Genomic DNA, 13,755 nt, shown 5'->3' with positions numbered 1-13,755 from the left:
GGTCATCTTAAGAAAGGTATCGGGGGACAAGCAAGCAAACTGGCTCGTTTTCGATGCCAGATCGCGGGTTTCACCTGCTAAGCCGACGGGTAAACCGAATCAGTCCGTACCCGTTGCGGCTGGTTTGCTCTCACCACCGCCGGAGGATGCACTTCCACCGGAGTCAGACGAAGATGCGGACTTGGTTTCCGACTTTTGCTTTTCGGTCACGTTTTTGCGGTTGCCGGTTTTAAAATCCGTCTCGTACCAGCCGCCACCTTTAAGACGGAAACCCGCTGCTGATATCAGTCGGCTAAGCGCCGGTTTACTACATGCCGGACAGTCTTTGAGCGGATCTTCACTGATTCGCTGCAAGACTTCCAAATGATGGCCACAGTTGCCGCATTCGTATTCGTAAATTGGCACGCAAACTATCCTCTTCTCATGGCGAGGCACGATCTCAACCGCACCGAAATAATGAACCTTCCCTGGCTCTAACCCACGCGCGATCCCGTCAAAATTTTACACCGAGGTCAGGGGGCAATGTGCTCGGATCGAACCCCAAGCGGTTCCGTCAATAGGTTCTCGACGGCGAGCGCGGCGAATTATAAAGCTTCGCCGCACTCGCTGTTAAGAACCGAACTTGCATCGATCAAGCCGCATCGCTCCGCCGGGCCTCGACAAAGCGCAGGCCGTCTTCTCCGGCATCGACCTGAATCGTCTGCTCGGGCATAAAGCGCCCCTCGAGAATCTGCTTGGCCAGCGGATTTTCCAAGCGATGCTGAATGGTCCGTTTCAGCGGGCGGGCGCCGTACACGGGATCGAACCCGGCCTCACCCAGATAATCCAATGCCGCCGGGGTGATTTCTAGCGCCAAATCGCGATCGGCCAAACGGCGCTTCAAGTAGGCGACCTGCAGATCGACAATGCGGCGGATGTGCTCGCGACCAAGCGGGTGAAACACCACCACGTCATCGACCCGATTGATGAATTCCGGCCGGAAATGCTGACCGACGATTTCCATCACAGCGGACTTCATTCGCTCATAGTTTTCCTCGCCTGCCAGTTCCTGAATCACCTGGGAACCCAGGTTGGAGGTCATCACCACCACGGTGTTGCGGAAATCCACCGTTCGGCCCTGACCGTCGGTGAGTCGTCCGTCGTCCAACACCTGGAGCAACACGTTAAACACATCGGGATGGGCCTTCTCGACCTCATCCATCAAAATCACCGAATAGGGTCGCCGGCGAACCGCCTCGGTGAGATAGCCGCCTTCTTCATAACCCACATAACCCGGCGGCGCGCCAATCAGGCGCGCGACGGAATGCTTTTCCATGAACTCCGACATATCGATGCGGACCATGGCCTCTTCGGTGTCGAACAGGAAACTCGCCAACGCTTTGCACAGTTCCGTTTTACCGACCCCGGTCGGCCCCAGGAATAGAAACGAACCATTGGGACGGTTCGGATCGGATAGCCCGGCGCGCGAACGACGAATGGCATCGGAAACCGCAGCGACCGCCTCACTTTGACCGATAACGCGCTGATGGAGGTTCTCTTCCATGCGCAGCAGTTTATCCCGCTCGCCCTCCAACATTTTGGACACGGGAATCCCTGTCCACCGTGATACCACTTCCGCGATCTCTTCTTCCGAAACTTTGTTCCGCAACAGCCGCATCTCTTGGCTTTCGGTCTGGTCGGCCTGAGCCAATTGTCGCTCTAACTCTGGAATTCGCCCGTACTGCAACTCGGACATGCGATTGAGATCGCCAGCGCGACGCGCAGCTTCCATCTCAATCCGTACCCGATCCAGCTCTTCTTTCACGCTCTGACTGCCTTGAACCGCGGCTTTCTCCGCGGTCCACACCTCGTTCAGATCGGCGTATTCGCGCTCCAGTTGGGCAATGTCTTCGTCAAGGCCCGCCAAGCGCTTGCGCGACGCCTCGTCGGTCTCTTTCTTTAAGGCCTCACGTTCGATCTTCAGCTGAATCAGGCGGCGCTCCAAGCGATCCATACTCTCGGGTTTGGAGTCGATCTCCATCCGGATTCGGCTGGCCGCTTCGTCCACCAAGTCGATCGCTTTATCGGGCAGCTGCCGGTCGGTGATGTAGCGCTGAGACAAGGTCGCAGCGGCCACGATGGCCGGGTCGGTGATGTCCACACCGTGGTGGACTTCGTAACGTTCTTTCAAACCGCGCAAAATCGCGATGGTGTCCTCCAGCGTGGGCTCATCCACCAGCACTTTCTGAAAACGGCGCTCTAGAGCCGCGTCTTTTTCAATGTACTTGCGGTATTCATCCAAGGTGGTGGCGCCGACGCAGTGCAACTCGCCGCGAGCCAATGCGGGCTTGAGCATATTCCCGGCATCCATGGCGCCTTCGGCCTTGCCGGCACCGACCACCATGTGAATCTCGTCGATGAAAAGGATCACTTGCCCTTCCTGCTGCGCGATCTCGTTGAGCACTGCCTTCAAGCGCTCTTCGAACTCACCGCGAAACTTGGCTCCTGCAATCAGCGCGGCCATATCAAGGGCCAAGATACGTTTATCCTTCAACCCTTCGGGTACCTCGCCGTTGACGATGCGCTGGGCCAAACCCTCCACAATCGCGGTTTTACCCACACCCGGCTCGCCGATGAGCACCGGATTGTTCTTGGTACGGCGCTGTAACACCTGGACAGTTCGGCGGATTTCCTCGTCACGACCGATCACCGGGTCAAGCTTGCCTTGCTCGGCCCGCTCGGTCAGATCAATGGTGTACTTTTGCAGCGATTGACGCTGGTCTTCGGCATTGGGGTCATTGACCGATTGGCCACCGCGCACCTCGTTAATCGCCTGTTCGACCGCGGCCGTCGACGCACCGGCGTTCTGCAGCAGCTCCTTGACCGAACCCTTGTCGTTGAGTACCGCCAGGACGTACAGCTCGCTGCTGATGAATTGGTCCTTGCGTTGCTGCGACAGTTTGTCGGCAATGTTCAACTGGCGCACCAAATCATTGGAAAGGTGAACCTCGCCGGCGGCACCCTGCACGCTGGGCAAGCGGTCCAAGGCCTCACCGAGCTGCGAACGCAAGGCATTCACTTGCACGCCGGCGGCGCTCAACAAGTGGCGAACACTGCCGCCCTCCTGATCTAACAACGCCAGCATGAGGTGCGTGGGCTCAATGAACTGGTGATCACGACCGACCGCCAACGACTGCGCGTCAGCCAGTGCCATTTGAAACTTGCTGGTTAATTTATCCATCCGCATTGATTTGTCCCCGAATCGTTTTCGACTGGTCGGCTTTGCCACCAAGGATTGTTCAAATTAGTGGGGACAGGGTTGACGCATATCAACCCAGAGACGTGCCGATTTTCAGCCAAGCTGACATCTTCGATGACCACACCGGGCGCGTCAGAAACCAAAAAGCGCTTGAGGACCCGTCAACGGCCGTCGAGCCAAATGAACGACGCCATGCGGCCGCAGACTCGGTCACGTCGATAAGAGTAAAACCAATCCCGTTGAAGATACGTGCACCAGTGGCCGCCGAACACGGACCTCACGCCGGCATTGGCCAACTCCAGACGCGTCAACGCATACAGATCCGCCCACCAGCGGTCGCCCTCACCAAGTCGAAAGCAGGCCGCGTGCGCCGCATCTCTGCAGATGAACGCGCTGCGCACTTCGGGACCGACTTCGAAGGCGTGGGCGGAGATAGCCGGCCCCATCCAAGCCAGGGTGTTGGGGCGATCCGGCGCGATAACATTGAGCGTCTGCTGGACAATACCGGCGGCCAGCCCGCGCCAACCAGCGTGGACGGCGGCCACCCAACGGCCCTCGGCATCGCAAAGCAACAGCGGCAGGCAATCCGCCGTGGCCACGACGGCGACCACGCCGGGACGATCAGTCCAACTGGCATCGGCCGTCGGTATTTGTGTGGGTACTGTGCCGTCAGCCAGATAAACGGCCTGACAACCATGGATCTGGTTTAACCAGTGCGGATGACTTGGCATTGCCAGACCCGAGCATATGCGGGCCCGATTCTGCGCCACCGCACTCGGGCGATCTCCCACATGATCGGCCACATTCAAGGCGCTGTAACCGCCCTCGCTCAGGCCGGATTGACGGGTGGTCGTATACGCCGTAATTGACTCGGGAGCAGGCCAGTCCGGCGCAACGACGGAAAGATCGCCTTTTCGCACCAACCCCACCGGCTGGGTGTTATGAACACCCTCAGGCGGAGCCGGCCGAGTCATCGCGCAAAATCTGCAATAACCGCACCATGTCCGCCGGTGGTGACACCTCCCAGCTCATCGGGGTGTCGTCGACGGGGTGGGTCAGAGAAAGACGGGCGGCGTGGAGGGCCTGGCGAGTGAAACGCTGGAGTGCTTCCCGAATGCCCGCATCGGTACCCGCCGGCGCCCGCCGGCGCCCGCCGTATAAGGGGTCGCCCACGATGGGATAACCGATATCCGTCATGTGGACGCGAATCTGGTGGGTGCGGCCAGATTCGAGCTGCAGCCACAAGCGCGTGTGCTGCTTGAAGCGCTCGATCACCCGGTAGTGGGTGCGGGCAGCGCGCCCGCCTTGGCGAACCGCCATGCGCAGCCGATCACGAGGATGCCGGCCAATGGGACGATCGACGGTACCCCCGGCTACCATGGCGCCCTGAACCAAGGCTTCGTACTCCCGTCCGATCTCGCGTGCCTGAAGATTGGCCACCAAACGCGTGTGGGCCGTCAGGGTTTTTGCCACCACCAACAGTCCGCTCGTATCTTTGTCCAGACGGTGTACCAAGCCGGCGCGAGGTACCGCCGCCAACGCCGGGGCATGGTGCAGTAAAGCGTTTTGCAAGGTACCGGTGGGATTCCCCGCGCCGGGGTGCACCACCAACCCGGATGGTTTATTGACCACCAGGATATGCGCGTCTTCGAACACCACGTCCAGTGGCAACGCCTCCGCCCGAACGACGGAATCTGCCGGCGCTTCGGGAACCACCACGTCGATGCGTTCGCCCGCATCGACCCGGTCTCGGGGGCGCCTGGTCGATCCACCCACGCGCACGTGGCCATCCCGAATCCAGCCTTGCAGCCGGCTGCGGGAATGCTCCGGCATCAGGCGCGAGAGCACTTGGTCCAGCCGCTCGCCGGAAAACTCTTCGGGCACGGTATATTGCCGGATGTCTTGTTGGAGCACGTTCATGCGAAACGATATGGTTTTGGTTATACTTCGGCGACTTTCAGCCTGGGCCAAACCCTTATGTCTGACCGCATCCAGATGAAGCTCAAAGAGTCTATCACGGCCGCCAGCCGATACCTGCTGCTGCTTGTCATCATGTTGCTGACCGCCTGCGCCAACAAGGACAAATCCCTCGAACCGGACGTGAGTCCGGCGGAGATGTATACCCGCGCGCATTCAGCCCTGGTAGACCACGACTATGGCGTTGCCGTCGACCGGTACAACGCGTTGGAAGCCCGTTATCCGTTCGGCGTCTATGCCCGACGCGCTCAGATCGAACTCATTTTCGCGCAATACATGATGAGTGAGTGGGAATCGGCGTTGGCCACGAGCAACCGGTTTTTGCGCGAGTATCCGAGCCACCCCCACGTCGACTATGTGTACTACATGCGCGGTCGAATCAATTTCGAGCGCAGCATCGGTTTACTCGAAAGGACCTGGCTCAATCGCACCGGGCTGAATACCGACAACGTAAAACGCGACACCGAATACGTTCGCGGCGCGTTCAGCAACTTTGCGATGTTGTTGCGACGCTTTCCGGACAGTGAGTACGCGCCGGATGCGTATCAGCGCATGGTGTTTCTCAAAAACCGGCTGGCGGAGAAAGAACTGGGCATCGCGGAATTCTATTTCCGCCGCGGCACGTTCGTCGCGGCAGCCAATCGAGCGCAAGATATCCTGATCCAATACCAGGGCACGCCAGCCATAATCCCAACGCTGGATTTGTTGATCAACGCCTACCGCGAACTGGGTATGAACGATTTGGCGCAGCAGGTCGAGCGGGTTCGAGAGCTCAACCGTGACCGGTTCGGAGCCAGACAAAATTAGCCGACTCAATCCCACCAGGATACGAGCGAACACGGAGAGTGACCATGTGGGACTTTTTCGAAACCGTCAGACATCGGCATTCCGTGCGCAAGTACCGGAGCGACCTGCCAGTGGAACGCGACAAGCTTCACGCGATTTTGGAGGTCGCTTGTAGCGCACCGTCGGCCGGCGATCTGCAGTCCTACCGAATCGTCGTCGTCACCGATGCCGGCACCCAACAGGCGCTGGTTCAAGCCGCGGGCAATCAGGCGTTTATCGCCGAAGCACCGGTTAATCTGGTGTTCTGTGCCGATGCGCAACGTGCCGCCGAGCAGTACGGAACGCGCGGTGCCGATCTTTTTTCCACTCAAGATGCCACGATCGCCGCCAGCTACACGCAACTGGCCGCTGTGGCTGCGGGCTTGGCAACAGCGTGGGTCGGCTCGTTCAACGAAGAGAAAATACGCAATGCTCTCGAATTGGCCGACAGCTTACGCCCCGTCGCGCTGATCTGTCTCGGTTATCCGGCCGAAACACCCCAGCTCACACACCGACGGCCGATATCCGAGATGGTCACTTATTACGGCAAGAGTTAGGCGAGCCGCTCCGCACGATCCAAGCTAGTACCCCGAACATATGGGATAGCGACGATCGCGACCAAAAGCACGTCGCGTGATTTTGATCCCCGGAGGCGCTTGACGCCGCTTATACTCGGCCCGCTTGACCATCCGGGCGACGCGCCTGACAGTGGCCTCGTCGAATCCCCGTTTGGCGATCTCCGGTATGGGCATGTCCTGCTCCACATGCAGCTCTAAGATCGCGTCGAGTACGTTGTAGGGTGGCAGGCTGTCGCTGTCCAACTGATCGGGACGCAACTCCGCAGACGGGGGCCGTTCCAGCACCCGCGCAGGAATCAAGGGCGATACGGCGTTACGGTACGCGCTCAGACGATAGACCATGGTCTTACTGACATCCTTGAGCGGCGCGAAGCCCCCGACCATATCGCCGTATAAGGTCGCGTATCCCACGGCGATTTCGCTTTTATTCCCTGTTGTCAGAACCATGCGCCCGGTTTTATTGGAAATCGCCATCAACAACACGCCGCGGATGCGCGCTTGTAAATTCTCTTCGGTGACGTCTTCCGGCAGCCCCTGAAAAATCGGTGACAATCCGGACTTGAAGGCTTCGAAAATCGGGTCGATTGGGAGAACCTCGTAACGCACGCCGGCCATTTCGGCTTCTGCCTGCGCATCGGTCAGGCTCATCTTCGAGGTATAGCGAGATGGCATCATCACGGCCATCACGCGCTCGGCGCCCAAGGCATCAATAGCCAATGCGAGCGTCAACGCTGAATCGATTCCCCCGGACAAGCCGACGACCACACCCGGGAAACTCTGTCGATTGACATAGTCCTGAATGCCCAGAACCAACGCTTTGTAGATCGCCGCTTCCACGGCCAAGGGATCGGCGGGAGGGTGACTCAAACCTACGGGATCGCCGTTGGCGTCGAAGGCGACCGGGAAGGATCCCTCGACGAAAGCTGGCGCGCGAAGAACGACGGCGCCGGAGCGATCCACCACCAGCGATTCGCCATCGAATACCAACTCATCCTGCCCCCCGATCAGGTTGACGTAGACAATGGGAAGCCCCGTCTCCGCCACCCGCTGCGCCAGCACTCGCGCACGATCGACCCCTTTGTCGATATGGTAGGGCGAAGCGTTGACATTGATCAGTAGCTTTGCGCCCGCCTCAGCGGCCAGTCGTGCCGGCTCCGATTCCCAAATATCCTCGCAGATGGTCACGCCGATGGGCAGCTCGCGAATGGTAAAAACCGCGGGTTTCACGCCGGGCGTGAAATACCGCCTTTCGTCGAAGACGCTGTAGTTTGGCAGCCGTTGTTTGCGGTAGTTGGCAACCACAACGCCGTCGCGCATCACACACGCGGCGTTGTAAATCATCCCATCGGCGTACTCCGGATAACCGAATAGCACGTGGATGCCGTGCACCGCCTCACGAATACGCTCTAGCGCCTCGGCGATTCGAATCCGCATGCTGGCTCGAAGCAGCAGATCTTCGGGCGGGTAGCCGGTGAGCGCCAATTCCGGGAATACAATCAAGTCGGCTTGATCATTGTCCCGGGCCTCACAAGCGACCTCGATCACCCGCTGGGTGTTGCCTTGAATATCACCCACCCACAAATCGAGTTGGGCCATGACGACTTTAATTGGAACGGCCGACGGCATCACCAGACCTCCGCAGAATTCGCAACCGGCGAAAAAACGATGGGCACTAGCGATATACTAAAGGAGTTCGGCCATACGCTGCCCGAGCGCGGCGGGCGATCGAACGGTGGTCACGCCGGATTGCTCGAGGGCACGGTACTTGCCCTCTGCCGTACCCCGACCACCGGTGATGATGGCACCGGCGTGCCCCATACGTTTTCCGGGGGGGGCGGTGACGCCGGCAATGTAGCCGACTACCGGCTTGGACACGTGTTGCTTGATGTACTCGGCGGCATCTTCCTCCTCGCCGCCACCGATCTCGCCGACCATGATGATGCCTTTGGTCTGGGGATCTTGCTCGAACAACTCCAGGCAGTCGACGAAATTCATGCCATGGATAGGATCACCGCCAATCCCGACGCAGGTTGATTGGCCAAGACCGTTACGCGTCGTTTGAAACACCGCTTCGTAGGTCAAAGTGCCCGAGCGAGAGACAATACCGATGGACCCGGGTTTGTGAATCATGCCGGGCATAATGCCGATTTTGCATTCACCCGGCGTGATCACGCCGGGACAGTTCGGACCGACCAGTCGAATGTCGGTTCCTCGCAATGCCGCTTTCACCCGCATCATGTCCTGAACGGGAATGTGCTCGGTGATGCACACGATGACACCGATGCCGGCATCGGCAGCCTCCAAAATCGCATCGGCAGCGAACGGCGCCGGCACATAGATCATGGTGGCATCGGCCTGGGTTTCCTGAACCGCTTCAGCCACCGTATCGAACACCGGCAATCCCAAATGAGATTCCCCACCGCGACCGGGGGTGACGCCGCCCACCAAGCGGGTACCGTATTCTATGGCTTGCTGCGAGTGATAGGTTCCCTGTTTGCCAGTAAAGCCTTGACAGAGCACTTTGGTGTCCGCACTGACTAAGATACTCATCGTCACCAACCTTATATTCGAAAAAAATTTGAATCGCGTTATCGGGACGCAGCTACGGCCTTTAAAGCGGCATCATCCAAATCATCCCCCGTGATGATATCCAGACCGCTTTCGGCCAACATTGCGCGACCTTTTTCAACATTGGTGCCTTCCAGGCGAACGATGACAGGAATGTGAATTCCCACTTCTTTGATTGCAGTGATGATCCCTTCGGCGATGAGATCACAGCGCACGATTCCCCCAAAGATGTTAACCAGAATCGCAGCGACTTTCTGGTCTGCCACGATGAGTTTAAACGCCTCGGCGACGCGCTCGGCGGTGGTGCCGCCACCCACGTCCAGGAAGTTAGCAGGCTGGCCGCCGTGCAGCTGAATCACGTCCATGGTCGCCATGGCCAAACCCGCGCCGTTGACCATGCAGCCAATCGTCCCATCCAAGCTGACATAGTTCAGATGATGTTGGCTGGCTTCATACTCCCGCTGATCCTCTTGGCTGGCATCGCGCCACTCCGCTAAGCGCTGCTGACGGTACAAAGCGTTGTCGTCCAGGTTGACTTTAGCGTCTAACGCCAGCAATTGGCCATCGTTGGTGACGATTAGCGGATTGATCTCCACCAGGCTGGCGTCGCAATCCATGAATAAATCATAGAGCGCTCGAGCAATTTTCACGAACTGCCCGACTTGGTCTTTCGTCAAACCCATTCCAAAACCGAGACGTCGCGCTTGGTAGGCCTGGAATCCCGCGGCGGTGGGTACCGTGACGGTCACCAGCTTTTCCGGGGTTTTTTCCGCCACTTCCTCGATATCCATACCACCGGCGGCTGACCCCATAAAGACCACCGCTTCGCTTGCGCGGTCGGTCAAGACGCTCAAGTACAACTCCCGGGCGATCCCAAGGCCTTTCTCGACCAGCAAATGCGATACCGGTAATCCGGCGGCATCTGTCTGGTGTGTCACCAGCCGGTTAGCCAGCATCTGCTTGGCGGCCGCCGCCAAATCGGCTGCACTGTCGACAAGTTTGACGCCCCCGGCTTTGCCTCGACCACCCGCGTGAACCTGAGCCTTGATCACCCATCGATCACCGCCCAGTTGGTCAGCTGCGGCCGCGGCCTCTTCGGTCGACCCAACCACTTTGCCGACAGGGACGGGAATACCGTATTCCGCGAACAACTGTTTGGATTGGTATTCGTGTAGATTCATGGGCGGTCGGGCCTCCTTGCGCTAGCGATTTCCGGATTATTCTCGCTCATGCAGCGGGCTTGGCGCAAAGCGCAGATGTCCGGGCCAAACGCACACCGGCGAAAAAGACAGCGCATCACCATAGAACAGCAATAATTAAACTTTTCGCCACATCAAGCGAAATAGAGAGCGAGGGAGCGGTGTTAAGTTGGCGCGCAATTTGCGCACTCCCTCCATTGGGAAACAGCCGAAGAATCGCCGAGATCAACACAGTTGACGGTTCACCACCATCGCACTTGCTCCCAACCTAACAACCAACACACGGGACCATGGCTACTATTACCGCACCCAGTCCAACCGTGAGGGGCCGCTTGTCCGCTGGCCCTGTCGCAGACGAATCGTCCCGCACACAGCGCCAAGCGTCGTATGTGTGGCGAATTTTGGCGCTGCTCAACGCCTTTCGCGCGGTGTTCGCTCTGTTATTGCTCGGCATCAGCCTCGTCCGCTGGGATACTGCGCCTTGGCAGACGAACAGCGACCTATTCTTCTTCGGGGTTCTCGGCTATTGGATATTTTCCATTATCTGCGGCGCGATGTTATTGCGTGGCTGGCCCCGATTATCCCGCCAAGCCTGGATACAACTCGCAGCCGACTTACCGTTGCTCACGCTTATTGTCTATAGCGCCGGTGGGCTTCCAGCCGGGTTGGGCGTGGTGTTTCTACTACCGATCACCGTGAGCGGATTGGTTCTTCCCGTCAGCGCTTCCGCCTCCCTGGCCGCCACGGCCGCGAGCATTCTATTAGGGGCAGAACTTTATCAGCAGCGCGTGCTGGGCACCGACGGGGCGTTCCCGCAAGCGATCCTGCTCGGCAGTATCGGTTTTTTGGCGGCGGCGAGCGCCAATATTTTGGCGCGCCGGGCTGAAGAGAGTATGCACTTGGCCGAGCGACAGGCTATCGACCTGAAAGACCTGTCGCAACTGAACGAAATCGTCATCCAAACCATTCAAAGTGGCATTTTGGTGATCGATGCGCATCGCCAAATCCAACTCTCGAACGGACAAGCCGACCGAATGCTGTTACGCCGCAATCGGACCGCCGCCGGTCGGGCTCTGGAAAACGTCTCCAAGGAACTCAGTGAGTTGTTGGACCAATGGGAAGATGCGCCAGATACCGAGCATTTATGTTTTCAATCGCCTGCAGACCATAGCGAAATCGCACCGGCCTTTACGTCGCTGGGGGAGACGGGCGAAAACGGCACGTTGATTTTCCTGGAAGACATGAGCGTCACCAAGCGACGCATGCAGGACCTCAAACTCAAGGCGCTGGGACGTCTTAGCGCAAGCATTGCCCACGAAATTCGCAACCCCCTCTCCGCGATCAACCACGCCAGTGAGCTACTGGCCGAATCTCCCACCGTGAGCAGCGAAGACCGCAAACTCACAAGCATCGTCAGCAAGCACTGCGGCCGCATCAACGACATTGTCGAAGACATCCTCCAGCTTTCCCGCCAACCAACGGCGAAAGCCGAGCATGTGGAACTGTCGGCATGGCTAGCGGGTTACGTCCGCAACTATCGGGAAGAGCGGCCAATGGACAATTTCGAACTGCGTTTGAACGTTCCCGAAGAAGCGATACCGGTCCGGGTCGATCCGGAACATCTGCGGCGGGTTCTCTCCAATCTCATCGACAATGCGCTGCTGCATGGCCGCCCCGCCGACGGCATGCCCATCATTCAGCTGTCGGTCACCCGCGCGACGGACAGCCAGCGCATTTTCGTCGATGTCGCCGACAACGGCGGCGGCATTCCCCCGCATGTCGCAGCAAACATCTTCGAGCCTTTTTTTACCACCAGCCACCAAGGCACCGGACTCGGATTGTTCATTTGCCGCGAGCTGTGTGAATTCAATGGCGCCAGCCTTCAACTGGCACAGGAGGCGGGGCCGGGTTGCCGATTTCGCCTGAGTTTCCACGATTCTCAACGTCGGACTGCATGAATATGGATAGCAAGAAAACTGTTCTGATAGTGGACGATGAGCCCGATATCCGGGCGCTGCTCGAAATGACGCTGCGCCGCATGGATCTGGGCACCGACAGCGCACAAAATCTCTCTGAGGCACGCGAACTCGTCGCCCATCGCCGTTACGACTTGTGTCTGACGGACATGAACTTGCCCGACGGCAGCGGCATCGATCTGGTAAGAGAAATTTCCGGATCCGGTTCGGAATTGCCGGTGGCCGTCATCACGGCCCATGGCAATGTGGAGCTTGCAGTTGAAAGCCTGAAAGCCGGCGCTTTCGATTTCGTTTCCAAACCGGTTGACCTGTCGGTTCTTCGCCAGCTGGTCAATACCGCGATGAAAACGTCTATGCAGTCGGGGAAAAACCGTCGTTCCCGACATATTCTGCTCGGCGAATCGGAACCGATGCGGCAACTCCGCGGCATGATTGCAAAAGTCTCTCGCAGCCAAGCGCCGATCTACGTCAGTGGCGAATCCGGAACCGGTAAAGAACTGGTTGCCCGGCTGATTCACGGCCAAAGCGCCCGGGCGGACGGCCCATTCGTTCCTGTGAACTGCGGCGCACTTCCGGCTGAGCTGATGGAAAGCGAACTGTTCGGGCACAAAAAGGGCAGTTTTACCGGCGCGGTAACCGACAACCCGGGGATGTTCCAAACCGCTCACGGCGGCACGCTCTTTCTCGATGAAGTCGCCGAACTGCCCCTGCCGATGCAAGTGAAATTGCTACGCGCCATTCAGGAACGCGCGGTCCGTCCGGTGGGTGCGCCCAAGGAAGTGCCAGTCGATGTGCGCTTACTCAGCGCCACACACAAGCCCTTGGAGCAAATGGTCGGCGACGGGCTGTTCCGACAAGATTTGTACTACCGGATCAACGTCATTGAATTGAAAGTGCCGCCCCTGCGAGAACGCCGGCAGGACATTCCGCTGCTCGTCACCCATATTCTCAAACAGCTCACGGGCGCCGACGAGATCCCAACCCTGGACGAGTCCGCCATGAAATGCTTGCGCAGCTACAGCTTTCCGGGCAACGTGCGCGAGTTGGAAAACATTCTGCAGCGCGCCTACACGCTGTCCGATGGCAAAACCATCGCCCAGGGGCACCTACAACTACCGGATTCGCCCGCCGAAGTGGAACAGCCGGAGACCCTCGAGAAGGACCCCTCCGGCCTGGATGAGCAACTGAACAACATCGAACGTGAAGCCATCCTGAAAGCGTTGGAGGCACACCGCTGGAACAAAACAGCGACCGCCCGCTCGTTGGGTATCACATTCCGGGCGCTGCGATACCGGCTGAAGAAACTGGGACTGGAGTAAGCGCTGGAAATGTGACGCCGAACGTCAGTTTTTGACGATTCACGAAATCACTAACTGACCCACAGGTTCACTTTG

General features: G+C 58.6%; 11 protein-coding genes. 4 read left to right on the top strand and 7 right to left on the bottom strand.

Annotated elements, in window-relative coordinates; genetic code table 11:
• Positions 1-99 precede the first annotated feature (99 nt).
• From SVU69_05900 to rluD, 4 genes are all read right to left on the bottom strand, one after another.
• Positions 100-405: a zinc ribbon domain-containing protein gene (locus tag SVU69_05900; GenBank protein MDY6942533.1), complete on the bottom strand. Its 306-nt coding sequence runs from the start codon at positions 403-405 to the stop codon at positions 100-102.
• A 226-nt stretch (positions 406-631) separates the two neighbouring features.
• A complete protein-coding gene (clpB, locus tag SVU69_05895; protein ID MDY6942532.1) occupies positions 632-3,220 on the bottom strand; it encodes an ATP-dependent chaperone ClpB in 2,589 nt (862 codons plus the stop codon).
• A gap of 179 nt (positions 3,221-3,399) precedes the next feature.
• Positions 3,400-4,212, bottom strand: coding sequence for a peptidoglycan editing factor PgeF (gene pgeF, locus SVU69_05890; GenBank protein MDY6942531.1), 813 nt, complete (start codon positions 4,210-4,212; stop codon positions 3,400-3,402).
• Positions 4,190-5,158 (bottom strand): 23S rRNA pseudouridine(1911/1915/1917) synthase RluD, encoded by a 969-nt coding sequence (rluD, locus tag SVU69_05885; protein MDY6942530.1) that lies wholly within the window; start codon positions 5,156-5,158, stop codon positions 4,190-4,192. Before rluD ends, pgeF begins: the two co-directional genes overlap by 23 nt.
• 57 nt (positions 5,159-5,215) lie before the next feature.
• Here rluD and SVU69_05880 point away from each other — a divergent pair, with 57 nt between their 5' ends.
• Together SVU69_05880 and SVU69_05875 are read left to right on the top strand one after the other, a co-directional pair.
• Complete coding sequence (locus SVU69_05880) at positions 5,216-6,022, top strand: outer membrane protein assembly factor BamD (protein MDY6942529.1); 807 nt, start codon at positions 5,216-5,218, stop codon at positions 6,020-6,022.
• A gap of 44 nt (positions 6,023-6,066) precedes the next feature.
• Positions 6,067-6,597, top strand: coding sequence for a nitroreductase family protein (locus tag SVU69_05875; GenBank protein ID MDY6942528.1), 531 nt, complete (start codon positions 6,067-6,069; stop codon positions 6,595-6,597).
• A 24-nt stretch (positions 6,598-6,621) separates the two neighbouring features.
• Here SVU69_05875 and SVU69_05870 read toward each other — a convergent pair whose 3' ends face one another.
• The 3 genes from SVU69_05870 to sucC are packed head-to-tail and all read right to left on the bottom strand — an operon-like array spanning position 6,622 to position 10,367.
• Positions 6,622-8,244, bottom strand: coding sequence for an NAD+ synthase (locus SVU69_05870; GenBank protein MDY6942527.1), 1,623 nt, complete (start codon positions 8,242-8,244; stop codon positions 6,622-6,624).
• Positions 8,245-8,301: 57 nt separating this feature from the next.
• The gene (gene sucD / locus SVU69_05865; GenBank protein ID MDY6942526.1) at positions 8,302-9,168 is read right to left on the bottom strand and encodes a succinate--CoA ligase subunit alpha; all 867 of its coding nucleotides are present in this window, start codon (positions 9,166-9,168) and stop codon (positions 8,302-8,304) included.
• 38 nt (positions 9,169-9,206) lie between these two features.
• A complete protein-coding gene (gene sucC / locus SVU69_05860) occupies positions 9,207-10,367 on the bottom strand; it encodes an ADP-forming succinate--CoA ligase subunit beta (protein ID MDY6942525.1) in 1,161 nt (386 codons plus the stop codon).
• Positions 10,368-10,717: 350 nt separating this feature from the next.
• Here sucC and SVU69_05855 point away from each other — a divergent pair, with 350 nt between their 5' ends.
• Positions 10,718-12,343 carry an ATP-binding protein gene (locus SVU69_05855; GenBank protein ID MDY6942524.1) on the top strand — a complete coding sequence of 542 codons (1,626 nt, stop codon included), beginning with the start codon at positions 10,718-10,720 and terminating at the stop codon, positions 12,341-12,343.
• Positions 12,344-12,345: 2 nt separating this feature from the next.
• Positions 12,346-13,680: a sigma-54 dependent transcriptional regulator gene (locus SVU69_05850; protein MDY6942523.1), complete on the top strand. Its 1,335-nt coding sequence runs from the start codon at positions 12,346-12,348 to the stop codon at positions 13,678-13,680.
• Positions 13,681-13,755: the final 75 nt, after the last annotated feature.

The sequence above is a fragment of the Pseudomonadota bacterium genome, assembly GCA_034189865.1.
In the GTDB taxonomy this organism is placed as follows: domain Bacteria; phylum Pseudomonadota; class Gammaproteobacteria; order UBA5335; family UBA5335; genus JAXHTV01.
Note: the sequence above shows the minus strand (reverse complement) of the source record. Positions and strands in the feature narration are given on the sequence as shown.